This window comes from Pseudomonas sp. EL_65y_Pfl1_R83, from assembly GCF_963970695.1.
Lineage (GTDB): Bacteria > Pseudomonadota > Gammaproteobacteria > Pseudomonadales > Pseudomonadaceae > Aquipseudomonas > Aquipseudomonas tritici.
This window is the reverse complement of sequence record NZ_CAXAQI010000005.1, coordinates 175,817-191,343: the sequence shown is the minus strand read 5'-3', so window position 1 is coordinate 191,343 and position 15,527 is coordinate 175,817. Positions and strand designations below refer to the sequence as shown.

Genomic DNA, 15,527 nt, shown 5'->3' with positions numbered 1-15,527 from the left:
ACATGCTGCATTTGTCCCGCCTCACTTCGCTGGCCCTGACGATCGTCCTAGTGATCGGCGCGCCCCTGGCTTTCGCCGACCAGGCCGCCCCGGCTGCGCCTGCCGCCACGGCCGCCACCACCAAGGCGCCGTTGCCGCTGGACGAACTGCGCACCTTTGCCGAGGTCATGGACCGGATCAAGGCAGCCTATGTCGAACCCGTAGACGACAAGACCCTGCTGGAGAATGCCATCAAGGGCATGCTCAGCAACCTCGACCCGCACTCCGCCTACCTGGGCCCGGAAGATTTCGCTGAGCTGCAGGAAAGCACCAGCGGCGAATTCGGCGGCCTGGGCATTGAAGTCGGCGCCGAAGACGGCAACATCAAGGTGGTCTCGCCGATCGATGACACGCCGGCATCCAAGGCGGGTATCCAGGCCGGCGACTTTATCGTCAAGATCAACGGCCAGCCGACCCGTGGCCAGACCATGACCGAAGCCGTCGACAAGATGCGCGGCAAGATCGGCCAGAAAATCACCCTGACCCTGGTGCGCGACGGCGGCAACCCGTTCGATGTAACGCTGACCCGCGCGACCATTGTGGTCAAGAGCGTGAAGAGCCAGCTGCTGGAGTCGGGCTACGGCTACATCCGTATCACCCAGTTCCAGGTTAAGACCGGTGACGAAGTGGCCAAGGCCCTGGCCAAGCTGCGCAAGGACAACGGCAAGAAACTCAGCGGCATCGTGCTCGACCTGCGCAACAACCCAGGCGGCGTGCTGCAATCGGCGGTGGAAGTGGTTGATCACTTCATCACCAAGGGCCTGATCGTCTACACCAAGGGCCGTATTGCCAACTCCGAACTGCGCTTCTCGGCCACCGGCAACGACCTCAGCGAAAACGTGCCCCTGGCCGTGCTGATCAACGGCGGCAGCGCCTCGGCGTCGGAAATCGTCGCCGGCGCCCTGCAAGACCATAAACGCGGCGTACTGATGGGCACCACCAGCTTCGGCAAAGGCTCGGTACAAACCGTGCTGCCGCTGAACAACGAGCGTGCGCTGAAGATCACCACAGCGCTGTACTACACGCCGAACGGTCGCTCGATCCAGGCTCAGGGCATCGTGCCGGACATTGAGGTGCGCAAGGCCAAGATCACCAACGAGATCGACAGCGAGTACTACAAAGAAGCGGACCTGCAAGGTCACTTGGGCAATGGCAACGGCGGCGCTGACCAACCCACCGGCAGCCGCGCCAAAGCCAAGCCGATGCCACAGGACGAAGACTACCAGTTGGCCCAGGCGCTGAGCCTGCTCAAAGGCCTGAGCATCACGCGCAGCCGTTGATATGCGTTTTGCCCTGATCATCGCTGTGCTGTGCAGCCTGGCAGGCGTCGCCCATGCGACGCCTACCGGCGAGCCGCACAAAGCCTACCTGACCCTCATCATCGACGACCTCGGGCAGAACCTGCCCCGGGATCGTCGCGTGCTGGCCCTGCCTGGGCCGGTCACCACGGCGATCATGCCCGACACACCCCACGCCGCCGAATTTGCCCGCGAAGCCCACAAAGCCGGCAAGATCGTGATCCTGCATATGCCCATGGACCCGGCGACCGGCCCCTTCGCCTGGCACCCAGAGCTGCCCATCGAAGAACTCGCCAAGCGCCTGGATGCTGCGTTCAAGGCGGTGCCCTACACCGCAGGTATCAACAACCACATGGGCAGCCGCATGACCGCGCAACCGCTCGCCATGACCTGGTTGATGGCCGAGCTGCAACGGCGCAACAAGTTCTTCGTCGACAGCCGCACCAGCGCGCAGACCGTCGCAGCAGCCGAGGCGCAGAAGATTGGATTGGCCCATGTCTCGCGGGATGTATTCCTCGATGACGAGCGCACTGAAGCGGCGATCACCACACAATTGCAGACCGCAATCAAGCTGGCCCACAAGCAGGGTTCGGCCGTGATGATCGGTCACCCTTACCCGCAAACCCTGGCCGTACTGGAGCGCGAGCTGCCCAAACTCAAGGCCCAGGGCGTCGATTGGATCGACATCAAGTTGATGATCAGCGTGCGCAGTAACCGGGCGATGGCCGGACACGGGAAGGACGGGGTTTATCGCTAGAGAAGACAGCGACGATCCACTGTTGGAGCTGGCTTGCCAGCGATAGCTGGTGCATCAGCAACCTGACGCGTGACTGAAAGACCGCTATTGCTGCACAGGTATCTACACATCTCGAGCGAGCCACGATTACATTTGATGGTGTATCGCTGGCAAGTCAGCTCCAGGCTTCCTATAAATTACAGATACTTAGACATGATCTCGTCGACGGCGCCGTCTTTACGCAACTGATCCAGTGCGGCCTGAAGCCTGGTCACCAGTTCGTCCGGCACGTCCTTGTTCAAAGCAAGATAGAGCTGCGCACTGTTGAACCGCAGCACGGTCTTGAGCCCGCTCACGCCCACCTGGCGCGCCAGGTAGCGGCCCGCGGGATCGCCAGTGGCCCACAGGTCGATCTGGCCATCCAGCAGCTTTTGCGCGTTGTCTTGATCGCGAAGCACCACAATCGGGTTGAGACCCTGCTTTTCCAGGGTCTCGGCGATGGCGTCGCCCTTGTAGGCGCCGATCTTATAGCGGTGCGCCTGCTTGAGGTCGTTGAGCTGGATCTTGCTGTCGGCCTTGGCCAGCAGCACCCAATCATCCGGACCGATAGGGCCGACCCATTTGAACAGTGCCTCTCGATCCGGCAAACGGGCCATCACGAATACGCCATAGCCAGGTTTTTCCAAGGCGAGCTTGTAGATGCGCTCCCAAGGAAAACGCAGGGTGAGGTTGTAGGAAATGCCGGCACGCTTGAAGGTTTCCCGCACGATGTCCACGGCGATGCCTTCGATGTTCTCGTCCTTGGCGAAGTTCTTGCCGTTTTTCGCCATGTTGTAGGGCGGGAAATTTTCCGTCAGCAACACCAGGGAGGCGTCAGACGGTTCTTCGGCGTTGGCCGAACCTGCCAACAGGAGGGAAGTACTGGCGAGGGCGAGCAGCAGGGTCTTGAACATGAAGGCTACCGGAGTCCATGGCAAGCGCAGAGAGTGCCGCGCACTTGCCATGGTGTCCAGCAGCGTTTAGCGAACGACGATACCACGCGCCGCCATGTAGGCCTTGGCCTCGGGAACGGTGTATTCGCCAAAGTGGAAAATACTCGCCGCCAGCACTGCGCTGGCGTGGCCTTCGATCACACCATCGGCTAAATGCTGCAGGTTGCCGACGCCGCCGGAAGCAATCACTGGAATGCCCAGCGCATCACTGATGGCGCGGGTCACGCCCAGGTCGAAGCCGTTTTTCATGCCGTCCTGGTCCATGCTGGTCAGCAGGATTTCACCGGCGCCGAGGGCTTCCATCTTCATTGCCCACTCCACCGCGTCCAGGCCGGTCGGCTTGCGACCGCCGTGGGTGAAGATCTCCCATCGCGGGGTTTCGCCCGGGCCGGAGACTTTTTTGGCGTCGATGGCAACGACGATGCATTGCGAGCCGAAGTGCTGCGCCGCTTCACCGACGAACTCCGGGTTGAACACTGCTGCCGTGTTGATCGAAACCTTGTCCGCACCGGCATTGAGCAAATTACGGATGTCTTGCACGGTGCGCACACCACCGCCCACGGTCAGCGGGATGAATACCTGGCTGGCCATGCGTTCGACGGTATGCAACGTGGTGTCGCGGCCGTCGACGCTGGCGGTGATGTCGAGAAAGGTAATCTCGTCGGCACCTTGCTCATCGTAGCGACGCGCGATTTCAACCGGGTCGCCGGCGTCACGGATGTTCTCGAACTTGACGCCCTTGACCACGCGACCGTTGTCGACGTCCAGGCAAGGGATGATGCGTCTGGCTAAAGCCATAGACTTAATCTCCGATTAAGAAGCTTCAAGCTACTAGCTGCAAGTAGAAGCGGATCTGCTTTTACTTGCAGCTTGCAGCTTATGGCTTGGAGCTGGCCGCGTAGCCATCACAAAAGGCTTGTGCTTCGGCCACATCCAGCGTGCCCTCATAAATCGCGCGGCCGGTGATGGCGCCGATGATGCCGGGGGCCTTGGCGTCCAGCAGCGACTTGATGTCGCCCAGATTGTGGATGCCGCCGGAAGCGATCACCGGAATCTTGGTGGCCGCCGCCAGCGCTGCGGTGAACGGTACGTTGCAGCCCTGCATCATGCCGTCTTTGGCGATGTCGGTATAAACGATGGCGCAGACGCCGTCGGCTTCGAACTGCTTGGCCAGGTCGATCACTTGGATGGTGCTGATTTCAGCCCAGCCGTCGGTGGCGACGAAACCATCCTTGGCATCCAGGCCCACGATCACTTTGCCTGGGAACGCACGGCAGGCTTCGGCAACGAAGGCTGGGTCTTTCACGGCCTTGGTGCCAATGATCACGTAGCTCACGCCAGCCTTGACGTAGTGCTCGATGGTTTCCAAAGAGCGGATACCGCCGCCGATCTGAATCGGCAGGTTCGGGTAGAGCTTGGCGATGGCGGTAACCACTTCGCCATTGACCGGTTGACCTTCGAAGGCGCCGTTCAGGTCCACCAGATGCAGACGACGGCAGCCCCCTTCCACCCATTTGGCAGCCATGCTCACCGGGTCATCGGAGAACACGGTGGAGTCTTCCATGCGGCCTTGGCGCAGACGGACGCAGGCGCCGTCCTTGAGATCGATAGCGGGGATAATTAGCATGCTTTTCCTTCGTCAAAGAGCTGCAAGCTGCAAGCTATTAGCTGCAAGCAAGCACGCGTATCAATTCTTGCAGCTTATGGCTTGAAGCTTTCAGCTGCTCTTTTCAAGCGACCACAGGTCGCTTTCGATGCTTTCGAACCTTTCTTTAAGGAGCGTCTGCGTATCGAAAATCGCCCTGTTGTAATAGTGCGGAGCCACTTCGGTGGTGAACAGCTCAAGAATCTCGGCGACCTCGAACGAGCCCAGCTTGAGCTCGAAGCGGTCTTCCATGAAGCGCTTGATCTTGAGGGTAGCCTCACTCTCCTGCTCGGGGGTGAGGTTCAAGATCGGCTGCTTCGGCTTCCTGGCCATTACCAGCGACCATCCCAGGCGGCGAAGTTCTGCAGCAATTGCAGGCCGTGGGTATGGCTCTTCTCCGGATGGAACTGCACGGCAAAGCGCGAACCTTCGGCCAGCGCTGCGGCGAAGTCGACGCCGTAGTGTCCGCCACCCACCACCTGGCCCGGTTGACCGGCGGCGATGTAGTAGCTGTGCACGAAGTAGAAGCGCGCCATGTCCGGCACTTCGTGCCACAGCGGGTGATCAACGGCCTGGCGGACCTCGTTCCAGCCCATGTGCGGGACTTTCAGGTGTTCGCCGTCTTCATGCAGGCCTTTGCCGAAGAACTTCACCTGGCCTGGGAACAAACCGATGCAGTCGACGCCGTCGTTCTCTTCACTGCTGTCGAGCAAGGCTTGCATGCCCACGCAGATGCCGAGGAACGGACGGTCCTGGCTGACTTCGCGCACCAGGCTGTCAAAGCCCAGGCGGCGGATCTCGGCCATGCAATCGCGAATCGCGCCAACACCTGGGAACACCACGCGATCGGCTTCGCGAATCACGTTGGCATCGCTGGTGATCAGCACCTTGCCGGCACCGACGTGCTCGAGGGCCTTGGCCACCGAGTGCAGGTTACCCATGCCGTAATCGATAACCGCGACCGTCTGCATTACAGGACGCCCTTGGTCGAAGGCATTTGCCCGGCCATGCGGTCATCCAGCTCGACGGCCATGCGCAGCGCGCGGCCGAAAGCCTTGAACACGGTTTCGATCTGGTGGTGGGTGTTGGTGCCGCGCAGGTTGTCGATGTGCAGGCTGACAAGTGCGTGGTTGACGAAACCCTGGAAAAATTCCTGGAACAGGTCGACGTCGAAGCCGCCCACGGTGGCGCGGGTGTAGGGCACGTGCATCTGCAGGCCTGGGCGGCCGGAGAAGTCGATGACTACGCGCGACAGCGCTTCGTCCAGCGGGACATAGGCGTGGCCGTAGCGACGGATGCCTTTTTTGTCGCCGATGGCTTTGGCAAACGCCTGGCCAAGGGTGATGCCAACGTCTTCCACCGTGTGGTGGTCGTCGATATGCAGGTCGCCCTTGCTGACGATATCCAGGTCGATCAGCCCGTGACGGGCGATCTGGTCCAGCATGTGCTCAAGAAAAGGGACACCGATATCAAATCGGGCCTTTCCGGTGCCATCCAGGTTGATCGAGGCTTTGATCTGGGTTTCCAGAGTGTCGCGCTCGACAGACGCCTTACGTTCGGCCATCACCAGCTCCGCAAAATCATTGGGCGAAAAAGGCAGCCATTATAGGGGCGCGGGCGCTAAACAGAAACATCGGAGGGGATAAGACTGACGAGTTGAAGCGAGAGATGTCGGGGATAGACATGTGCATACATGTGAGCGCCAGTCGTGCAGTGAGCGGGCTGCCCCGCTCACTGCACGCTTGGTGTTAGCGGAACAGTACCGCCGTCTTCTGCAGGGTCACCCACACACCCCACGCCAACGGAATACCCACCACCAGCCAGGCAGCAATGGCCAAAGGCACAGTGCCGGACGCCGCTTTCCACTCCAGGGAAGTGGTCGCATCCGCGCCTTTGTCATGGCCCAGCGCCTGTTCGGCGGCCAATTCGGCATCGGTCATGAAATACTTGTCGGCCACCGGACGAACCAGCAGGTTGCAGATGAAACCCAGCACCAGCAGGCCGGCCAGGATGTACAAGGTGATGTCGTAGGCCGCAGCGCGTTCAACGCCAATGCTCAGCTGATACTCACGCAGGTAGTTCACCAACACCGGGCCCAATACGCCCGCAGCGGCCCAGGCGGTCAGCAGGCGACCGTGGATCGCGCCGACCATTTGCGTACCGAACAGGTCAGCCAGGTAGGCCGGAACGGTCGCAAAACCACCGCCGTACATCGACAGGATGATGCAGAACGCCGCCACAAACAGCGCCACGTTACCCAAATGCCCCAGGTTCGGGATCAACGCGTACAGGGCAAAGCCCAGGGCGAAGAACACGAAGTAGGTGTTTTTACGCCCCAGGTAGTCGGAGAACGACGCCCAGAAGAATCGGCCACCGATGTTGAACAGGCTCAACAGCCCCGTGAAACCTGCTGCGATGGCGGCAATGGACGCCAGTTGACCGGCATCCAACTGACCAAACGGTACATCCACACCCAGCAGCTTGCCGCCGAACACTTCCTGCAGCAGTGGCGAAGCCATGCCGAGGATGCCGATACCGGCGGATACGTTCAGGCACAGCACCAGCCAAACCAGGCGGAATTGCGGGGTTTTCCACGCCACGTTCACGTGCACGTGGCGGTGGGTGATCATCGCGTTGCTGGCTTTTTTCGCCGGTGCGGTCCAGCCCTCAGGTTTCCAGCCGGTGGGTGGAACGCGGTAGGACAAGGCGCCGCCGATCATGAACACGAAATAGATCGCGGCCATCACCAGGAAGCACTGCCATACACCCACGCTGTCTGGCGTTGCGAAGTGACCCATCAATGCGGCTGCCAACGGGGCGCCAACCATCGCACCACCGCCGAAGCCCATGATCGCCATACCGGTGGCCATGCCACGCTTGTCCGGGAACCACTTGATCAGGGTCGATACCGGCGAGATATAGCCCAGGCCCAGGCCGATACCGCCGATGACCCCGGAGCCGATCCACATCAGCCAGATCTGGTGGGTATAGATACCCAACGCCGAGATCAGCAGGCCGCCACACCAGCACAACGCCGACACAACACCGGCCTTACGTGGCCCGGCATGTTCCAGCCAGCCGCCCCAGATGGCTGCCGAGCAGCCCAGGAAGATGAAGAACAAGGTGTAGATCCAGCCCAGCATGGAGATGGGCCAGTCGCATTGGGACGAGAAGACTTGGGCGATGAAGCTCATGTCCGGCGCACAAGCAACCGGCTTGGTGATACCCAGCGCCTTGGACAATGGCAACCAGAACACCGAGAAGCCGTAGGCCATGCCGATGCAAAGGTGGATAGCCAGGGCGGCCGGCGGAACCAGCCAGCGGTTGAAGCCGGGCTTGGCGATAATGCGTTCCTTGGACAGGAACGCAGGCTTTGCGGCAGTTGAAGCGGCCGCAGTGCTAATGCTCATTGGTGTTTCCCCCAGTTGTTAGTATGTGTCCGTCAGGCGCTCTCTCCCTCGGCCTTGCACGCAAAGCGTGGCCGTTTTGTTGAGTGAAGCTCCATTTTAGGCGCGACCTTAAGTCGCAGAAGGCGGACGAACGTGCAGAGATTAGCACCTGTCGATGACAGAAAAACCAAACTGATATCACCTTTTTCAAGAAATCTGTTTGTTTGACGCCAAAAACCCGTTCCCTCGCCCCTGGATACAATGTAACGATCGGAGCACTGCCGCAGGCCGTCGGGCGTTATACTCTGCGGCTAAATTTTGAAATCGACATACAAGGACTCGCCCATGAAAGCGTTCGGCAAAATCCTGGGTCTGGTACTTCTCGGGCTGTTGCTGATCATTGTGGCTCTAGGCTTTGCCCTGACCCATCTCTTCGATCCCAACGACTATAAAGACGAGATTCGCCAGATTGCCCGCGACAAGGCCCACATCGAGCTGACGCTCAATGGCGACATCGGCTGGAGCCTGTTCCCCTGGCTTGGCCTGGAACTGCACGAAGCCAGCGTGGCAACCCTGACCGCACCGACCCAGCCCTTCGCCGACCTGCAGATGCTCGGCCTGTCGGTACGCGTGCTGCCGCTGCTGCGCCGCGAAGTGCAGATGAGTGACGTGCGTGTCGAAGGCCTGAACCTGCGCCTCAACCGCAACAAGGAAGGGCACGGCAACTGGGAAGACATCGGCAAGAACGTGACAGAGGCGAGCGTCGGCAGCCCTGGCTCGGTTGAACAACCGGCCGAACCCGAATCGGACAAGCCGGCAAAACCCATCCGCCTGGACATCGACAGCCTGACGGTCAACAACGCCCGCATCGAATATAACGATGAGCAGACCGGCAAGCAGTTCAGCGCCGAAAGCATCCAATTGAGCGCTGGCGCCGTGCATGAAGGCGCCAGCATCCCGGTGAAACTCACCGCCTTCTTCGGCAGCAATCAGCCGGTGATGCGCGTCAAGACCGAACTCAACGGCAACCTGCGCATCCAGCGTGCGCTCAAGCGCTACCAGCTTGAAGACATGAAGATCACCGGCGAAGCCACGGGCGAGCCACTGCAAGGCAAGACCGTGACCTTCTCGACCCAGGGCCAACTGTTGGTGGACCAGGCGGCGAATATCGCCGAATGGACCAACATTAAGCTCTCGGCCAACCAATTGCGCGCCTTGGGCGAGCTGAAGGTCAACGACCTGGACAAGACCCCGCAGCTCAGCGGCGCCCTGTCCATCGCCCAATTCGACTTGGCCAAGTTCCTCGATAGCGTCGGCCACCCGCTGCCGCCAATGGCCGAGGGCAGCCTGAGCAAAGTCGAACTGGTCAGCCGCCTCAAGGGCACGCCAAGCAGCATCGCCCTGGAAGACCTCAACCTGAAACTCGACGGCAGCACCTTCACCGGTCGCGTGGCCGTGGACGATTTTGCCAAGCAGTCCCTGCGCGTGCAGCTCAAGGGCGACACGTTCAATGCCGACAACTATCTGCCGGCCAAGTCCGAATCCGCCAAGGGCGCAGCCGCTGCCCGCCAGGCCGAAGTGCAGAACAGCGAAGCCGGTGCCATGGCTGCCGGCGGCACCACACCGCTGCCCGACGCGCCGACCAAAGGCGCCTGGAGCACCGACAAACTGTTGCCATTGACCCGCCTGCGCACGCTGGATGTGGACGCCGACCTGGCGTTTGGCCAACTGACCCTGAGCAAGTTGCCGATCCAGAATGCCGTGCTAAAAGCGTCCGGCATCAATGGCCAACTCAAGCTCGACACCCTGAGCGGCGGCCTCTACAACGGCACCTTCCAGGCCAACGGCAACCTCGATGTGCGCCAGGATATCCCGGTGCTCGCGCTGCAAAGCCGGATCAAGCAGGTACCGGTCGAACGCATCCTGCAAGCCCAGGGGCAAACTCCGCCGGTGAAGGGCCAGATCACCCTCGACAGCAACCTCACTGGCCGTGGCAATAGCCAGAAAGCGCTGATCGACAGCCTCAACGGCACCGCCAGTTTCGTGATCAACAACGGCGTGCTGCTCAACGCCAACCTTGAACAGCAACTGTGCACCGGCATCGCCTTGCTCAACCGCAAAACCTTGAGCAGCACACCGCAAGGCAAAGACACGCCGTTCCAGGAACTGAAGGGTAACCTGACCTTCCGTAACGGTGTCGCCAGCAACCCGGACCTGAAAGTGCGCATCCCGGGCCTGACGGTCAACGGTAATGGCGATGTCGACCTGCGCGTCCTGGGCATGGACTACCGCATCGGCATCATTGTCGAAGGTGACCAGCGTGAAACGCCGGACCCAGCCTGCCAGGTGGGCTCCAACTTCCAGGGCATCGAAGTGCCGCTGCGCTGCCGTGGCCCGCTGGAACTGGGCGCCAAGGCGTGCCGCCTGGATAAGGATGGCCTTGGCCAAGTCGCGATCAAGGCGGCGGGCAACCGCCTCAACGAAAAGCTTGAAGAGAAGCTCGACAAGGTCAACCCGAAGCTCAAAGACGCACTGAAAGGCCTGTTCAATCGATGAGAAACGAGCAATTTTCAGAGGCGGTGCTCAACTGGTACGACCGTCACGGTCGCCACGACCTGCCCTGGCAACAGGGCATCACGCCTTATCGGGTGTGGGTCTCGGAGATCATGCTGCAGCAGACCCAGGTGAGCACCGTGCTCAATTACTTCGATCGCTTCATGGCGTCGCTGCCAACGGTCGAGGCCCTGGCGGCAGCCCCGGAAGATGAAGTGCTGCACTTGTGGACCGGGCTGGGGTACTACACGCGGGCCCGCAACCTGCAAAAGACGGCGAAGATTGTCGTGGCCGAATACGGCGGCGAGTTTCCCAAGGATGTCGAGAAGCTCACCGAGTTGCCCGGCATAGGCGTGTCCACCGCCGGTGCGATCGCCAGCCTGAGCATGGGCCTGCGTGCGCCGATCCTCGACGGCAACGTCAAGCGCGTACTGGCACGCTTCACGGCGCAGGAGGGCTATCCCGGCGAACCCAAGGTGGCAAAGCAGCTGTGGGCCACCGCAGAACGCTTCACGCCGCATGATCGCGTCAACGCCTACACCCAGGCGATGATGGACATGGGCGCCACCCTCTGCACCCGCAGCAAACCCAGCTGCCTATTGTGCCCACTGGAAAAAGCCTGCGAAGCCCACATGCTCGGCCTGGAGACGCGCTACCCGATCCCCAAGCCGCGCAAGACCATCCCGCAAAAACGCACGCTGATGCCACTGCTGGCGAATGCCGAGGGCGCGATCCTGCTTTACCGTCGCCCCTCGACGGGCCTGTGGGGCGGCCTGTGGAGCTTGCCGGAGCTGGATGACCTGCAAGACCTGGAACACTTGGCCAACCAGCACGCGCTGGCACTGGGCAAGCAACAGGAACTGCCGAGCCTGATTCACACCTTCAGCCACTTTCAGTTGGCTATCGAACCCTGGCTAGTCCAGGTCGAGGAATCCGCCAACCACGTGGCCGAGGCCGACTGGCTCTGGTATAACCTCGCCACCCCGCCGCGCCTGGGCCTTGCCGCCCCGGTGAAAAAACTGCTGAAGCGCGCGGCCGACGTATTGAATGCAGGAGTTTCGTCATGACCCGCACCATCATGTGCCGCAAGTACAAAGAAGAATTGCCAGGCCTCGAACGCCCTCCGTACCCAGGTGCCAAGGGCCAGGACATTTTCGAGCACGTCTGCGCCAAAGCCTGGGGCGACTGGCTGAAACACCAGACTCTGCTGATCAACGAAAAACGCCTGAACATGATGAACGCCGAAGACCGTAAATACCTGGCAGGCGAGATGGACAAGTTCTTTTCCGGCGAGGATTACGCCAAGGCCGACGGCTACGTGCCACCTGCTCAATAATTGATCAAAAACCGGGGTCGGCACGTAAGCGACGGTAATAATTAAATATTTTTTGAAAACTTGCTTGACGACCCCCTGAAAAACCCGTTTAATGCGCCCCGTTGCCCAGATAGCTCAGTCGGTAGAGCAGGGGATTGAAAATCCCCGTGTCGGCGGTTCGATTCCGTCTCTGGGCACCACCTTTCGTTTTCAGGTGATGCCAAGCACACCTGAAAGCACACAAGAAACCCGCCTAGTGCGGGTTTTTTGTTGCCTGGGATTTGACTTAACCCAGTGGCGATTTTGATCTCGCGCTTCGCTCACTTCAGCAAAAACACCATCAGCGGATTATCGTTCAACCGCCCTTCAAAGCTTGGAGCGACGTCCGCCAGGGATGTCCGTTGCAGCAACGCCACTTCCTTGCGCGCCACAATCACCCACGCCGGCCGTGGCAACGCACCTAATCGGTCAAGCTCATGAGCCCCCACAAACACCGGCCGCTCATCGTGATCCAGGTTCATCATGTAGCGCACTGCCCAGGTATCCCGGCCGAGGTTGATAAACACCAACGGCCCCGGCTGCGTGACGCGCAGCGCTTCCACCTGGCCGACAAACTGCCGGGTGTCAAACTGCAGGTCCTTGGCCGGCTCTACCACCATCACCAACAACAACCATTGCGCCGACAATGCAATCAGGCTGAGCCAAACCAACCGCCCCACCCGCCGCCAGGCAATCAACGCCGCCACTTGGAACACCATCAGCACACCGATCAGCAGCGGCAACGAAACATCTGGCCAGTAACCATGCTTCTGCCACCCATGCCGACAGACAAACACTGCAACGACGCACAACGCCGGTAGCGCCACGACAAGCCCTTCGTAGCAGCGGCGCACGCCAGCGAGCCAACCTTGCGCATGGAGCAGCCCATAGGCCGCGACAGCCGCAAACATCGGCACCATGGGCAGGATGTAGTAAGCGCGCTTGAAGTGCGGCACCGACAGCCCGAGCAAGATCATCAAGCCGCAGGCACCGAGCCGCACCACCAATTGCATATCGCCCTCAAACCGCTCGGCCCAGCGATGACGCAGCGCAATCATGGTGGCCAGCGCCAACGGCACCACCGGGAAGTAGCGATACAAGCTCAATTGGAAGTAAAAATAGAACGGCTCACCGGCTTCATCGAGGCGTCCGCCCACCTGCATCTTGAACACTTCATCGGCAAATGCGTCACCACCGCTGAGGCGCGCCAGTTTCACCAGCAGCCACCAACAGGCTGCCAACAACACCAGGCCGACGAGGCCATGAATGAGCACCTGCTTCACGCGCTCGCCAGGCTTGCCCAGCGCCCAATACACGCACACCACACCACAGACTTCGATCAACCCCAGCGGCCCGCGTATGGCAAACCCCAGGATGAACAACGCAAACACCGCCAGCCGCCTCCAGCGCCCACCACTGTGCAGCAGGTAAAAACTGCCTATACAGAGCAACGCTACCATCTGGTCCAGGCAGACTGAGCGGGATTTTTCGAGCAGTTGGGTGGTGAGCAACGTCAGCAGCACGGCGAGCAGCGCCCACTGGCGATTCGCCGGGACGAGCAAGCGATAGATCAAGGCAACCACCCCAGCGGACGCCAAGGCGGTGGGCAGCACATTCGCCAGATGGTTGGGCGCACCAAACAGTCGCGCGAACACAACGCTGAAAAAGGTCGCGGTGCCGGGGTAATCCGCGTAGGGCTGGCCATAGGTAGTCGGGAAAAGGCTCGCGCCATGGCGAAACATTTCTTGTAGGAACAGCGCCCAGCGCCCGTCAAACCCTTGGGGTTGTTGATCCCAGATACCCAGGGTGAACAGCAACAGGGCAAACAGGAAAATGCCCAGGGATTCCAGGCGAAAACGGTTGCGGTGATCCATCGGTTGACCTGTCAGGTAAGGGGCGCCGACGTATGGTGCCGACTGCCCTGCTGAATAACGCCTGAACAGACCTGAACATTCCCGCGATTACCGACCTGCAGGCCACACCCACTTAGGGATCAACCGAACGTAAATCAACTCGCCCACCAGTTCGATCAGGGTTTGCAGGATCACCACCGTCGCCGCCACCCCACGCACATCCTCGGGCAAGGCCAGCGCCAGAGGCAATACCACCAGCGAGTTGCGCGTCGACGCGCTGAATGTCACCGCCCTGGCCGCCGTCGCCGGGAGTGCAAACAACCGAGAGGCCAACACGCCCATCAGCGGCGCCAGCACCAGAAAACCGACATACACCGGGATCACCGGCAGCAACAGGTTGATATCCCGTACCACCGATGTGATTTGCGAGCCGATCACCACAAACAACACCACCGCCATCGCCGGCACCGGCAACCACGCCCAGCCACTGTTCCAAACACTGACGACCGACGATCGCCGTGCCAGGGAAGTCGTCACCACCGCCAGAATCATCGGCACCACGATCAACAAGAGGAACGCCTCGATAAACGGCCCTGCCTCCACCGCTACCTCGGATTGGGCGCCGAGCATCACACTCAGATAGATCGGTAAAAGCGCCAATTGCAGCAGCAACAGCACCGGTGTAGCCGCCAGCATCAACCGCGAATCGCCCTTGCCGATATGGGTAAACACCACCACGTAGTCGATGCACGGGGTCAGCAACACCAGCAACGCCCCGACCAGCAATGCCGGACGCCCAACCAGGCTCTGGGTCAATGCCCACACCAGCAGGGGCACCAGGATGAAGTTGGCGAGCAGTAGTGCCGACAGGAAACGCTTGTTACTCAAGCTCTGGCGCAGATCAAAAAAAGGAATTTGGAGGAACATTGCGTACATCAGCACCGCAATGGTGGGCGTGACCAGCGCGCTGAGGCCGCGGGCAAATGAGGGTGCGAACAGGCCACAAGCGGCCGCCAGAAGAACGGCTACGAAGTAGACCGGGATCTGGTTGTGTTCGAGGGTGTCGCGGGTCATGAGGCGGCTCTATCGGATCGCAAGAGCGCAAGGTTATGCATATACCGACTTAAGGTCGAGCGATACAACCAGTTTGGTTATCAGGGGTACTCCTGACGTGCATGTAGCACTGTCAGTATCTCGATCCAATCCTCTATTCGATACACCACCAGATAGTTCGGGTGCACGACAACTTCTCGAGTACCAGGGATTCGACCCATGCGCTAGAGATACGGATGATCTGGAAGAGCCGTTGTCGCTAGCTCGATGGACTCGTTCAAATCACTGGCTGCCGCAGCATTGCGCTCAAGAATGTATTCTAAAATTGCTCTCAGCTCGGCGCGTGCTTCCGGCCGCCACTCAACCCTCATCTTGCGCTTTTCGCTTCGATTCAATCAGAGCGCGCATCTCTGCCATAACCTGATCATGCGGAATGTTTGGACGGGGATCATCAATTGAAGCCTGCACCTTGGCACGAAACCAACGGTCATAGCTGGCGGCCTGCTCTTCAGTTTCAAACGCTGAAACGATGGGAGAAAGTGGGATGCTCATAGAGACCTCCTTAAAGGATGCCTGCCGTTCTAATCGGTCCATGATGTGCTGTCGGAGCTTAGT

15 protein-coding genes, 1 tRNA gene and 1 pseudogene are annotated in these 15,527 nt (G+C 60.3%); 6 read left to right on the top strand and 11 right to left on the bottom strand.

Annotated elements, in window-relative coordinates:
- Positions 1–2 precede the first annotated feature (2 nt).
- Positions 3–1,319, top strand: coding sequence for a S41 family peptidase (locus tag AACY08_RS09290; RefSeq protein ID WP_339469168.1), 1,317 nt, complete (start codon positions 3–5; stop codon positions 1,317–1,319).
- A gap of 1 nt (position 1,320) precedes the next feature.
- Complete coding sequence (locus AACY08_RS09285; protein ID WP_339469167.1) at positions 1,321–2,094, top strand: divergent polysaccharide deacetylase family protein; 774 nt, start codon at positions 1,321–1,323, stop codon at positions 2,092–2,094.
- A gap of 176 nt (positions 2,095–2,270) precedes the next feature.
- Here AACY08_RS09285 and AACY08_RS09280 read toward each other — a convergent pair whose 3' ends face one another.
- The 7 genes from AACY08_RS09280 to AACY08_RS09250 all read right to left on the bottom strand — a co-directional run bounded on the left by AACY08_RS09280 (position 2,271) and on the right by AACY08_RS09250 (position 8,120).
- The gene (locus tag AACY08_RS09280) at positions 2,271–3,026 is read right to left on the bottom strand and encodes a substrate-binding periplasmic protein (protein WP_339469166.1); all 756 of its coding nucleotides are present in this window, start codon (positions 3,024–3,026) and stop codon (positions 2,271–2,273) included.
- Between the two features lie 66 nt (positions 3,027–3,092).
- Positions 3,093–3,863, bottom strand: a complete 771-nt coding sequence (hisF, locus tag AACY08_RS09275) for an imidazole glycerol phosphate synthase subunit HisF (RefSeq protein ID WP_065950077.1) — start codon at positions 3,861–3,863, stop codon at positions 3,093–3,095.
- Between the two features lie 79 nt (positions 3,864–3,942).
- Positions 3,943–4,692: a 1-(5-phosphoribosyl)-5-[(5-phosphoribosylamino)methylideneamino]imidazole-4-carboxamide isomerase gene (hisA, locus tag AACY08_RS09270; RefSeq protein ID WP_339469165.1), complete on the bottom strand. Its 750-nt coding sequence runs from the start codon at positions 4,690–4,692 to the stop codon at positions 3,943–3,945.
- 90 nt (positions 4,693–4,782) lie between these two features.
- On the bottom strand, positions 4,783–5,043 hold the full coding sequence (locus tag AACY08_RS09265; protein ID WP_233893391.1) for a DUF2164 domain-containing protein: 261 nt from the start codon (positions 5,041–5,043) through the stop codon (positions 4,783–4,785).
- The gene (hisH, locus tag AACY08_RS09260; protein WP_339469164.1) at positions 5,043–5,681 is read right to left on the bottom strand and encodes an imidazole glycerol phosphate synthase subunit HisH; all 639 of its coding nucleotides are present in this window, start codon (positions 5,679–5,681) and stop codon (positions 5,043–5,045) included. Before hisH ends, AACY08_RS09265 begins: the two co-directional genes overlap by 1 nt.
- Complete coding sequence (gene hisB, locus AACY08_RS09255) at positions 5,681–6,274, bottom strand: imidazoleglycerol-phosphate dehydratase HisB (protein ID WP_003218037.1); 594 nt, start codon at positions 6,272–6,274, stop codon at positions 5,681–5,683. The genes hisH and hisB overlap by 1 nt, the downstream gene beginning before the upstream one ends.
- A 184-nt stretch (positions 6,275–6,458) precedes the next feature.
- Positions 6,459–8,120 carry an OFA family MFS transporter gene (locus tag AACY08_RS09250; protein ID WP_339469162.1) on the bottom strand — a complete coding sequence of 554 codons (1,662 nt, stop codon included), beginning with the start codon at positions 8,118–8,120 and terminating at the stop codon, positions 6,459–6,461.
- Between the two features lie 324 nt (positions 8,121–8,444).
- On the opposite strand from AACY08_RS09250, the gene AACY08_RS09245 reads away from it, so the two are divergent.
- From AACY08_RS09245 to AACY08_RS09230, 4 genes are all read left to right on the top strand, one after another.
- A complete protein-coding gene (locus AACY08_RS09245; RefSeq protein ID WP_339469161.1) occupies positions 8,445–10,655 on the top strand; it encodes an AsmA family protein in 2,211 nt (736 codons plus the stop codon).
- Positions 10,652–11,719 carry an A/G-specific adenine glycosylase gene (mutY, locus tag AACY08_RS09240; RefSeq protein WP_339469160.1) on the top strand — a complete coding sequence of 356 codons (1,068 nt, stop codon included), beginning with the start codon at positions 10,652–10,654 and terminating at the stop codon, positions 11,717–11,719. Before AACY08_RS09245 ends, mutY begins: the two co-directional genes overlap by 4 nt.
- On the top strand, positions 11,716–11,988 hold the full coding sequence (locus AACY08_RS09235; protein WP_339415481.1) for an oxidative damage protection protein: 273 nt from the start codon (positions 11,716–11,718) through the stop codon (positions 11,986–11,988). The genes mutY and AACY08_RS09235 overlap by 4 nt, the downstream gene beginning before the upstream one ends.
- Before the next feature lie 103 nt (positions 11,989–12,091).
- A tRNA-Phe gene (locus AACY08_RS09230) sits at positions 12,092–12,167 on the top strand.
- A gap of 120 nt (positions 12,168–12,287) precedes the next feature.
- On the opposite strand, the gene AACY08_RS09225 is transcribed toward AACY08_RS09230, so the two are convergent.
- The 4 genes and pseudogenes from AACY08_RS09225 to relB all read right to left on the bottom strand — a co-directional run bounded on the left by AACY08_RS09225 (position 12,288) and on the right by relB (position 15,464).
- The gene (locus AACY08_RS09225; RefSeq protein ID WP_339469159.1) at positions 12,288–13,880 is read right to left on the bottom strand and encodes an ArnT family glycosyltransferase; all 1,593 of its coding nucleotides are present in this window, start codon (positions 13,878–13,880) and stop codon (positions 12,288–12,290) included.
- A gap of 87 nt (positions 13,881–13,967) precedes the next feature.
- Complete coding sequence (locus tag AACY08_RS09220; protein WP_339469158.1) at positions 13,968–14,933, bottom strand: arsenic resistance protein; 966 nt, start codon at positions 14,931–14,933, stop codon at positions 13,968–13,970.
- 80 nt (positions 14,934–15,013) lie between these two features.
- Positions 15,014–15,283, bottom strand: a pseudogene (locus tag AACY08_RS09215) (type II toxin-antitoxin system RelE/ParE family toxin).
- Positions 15,273–15,464, bottom strand: a complete 192-nt coding sequence (relB, locus tag AACY08_RS09210; protein ID WP_339415477.1) for a type II toxin-antitoxin system RelB family antitoxin — start codon at positions 15,462–15,464, stop codon at positions 15,273–15,275. The pseudogene AACY08_RS09215 and the gene relB overlap by 11 nt, the downstream one beginning before the upstream one ends.
- Positions 15,465–15,527: the final 63 nt, after the last annotated feature.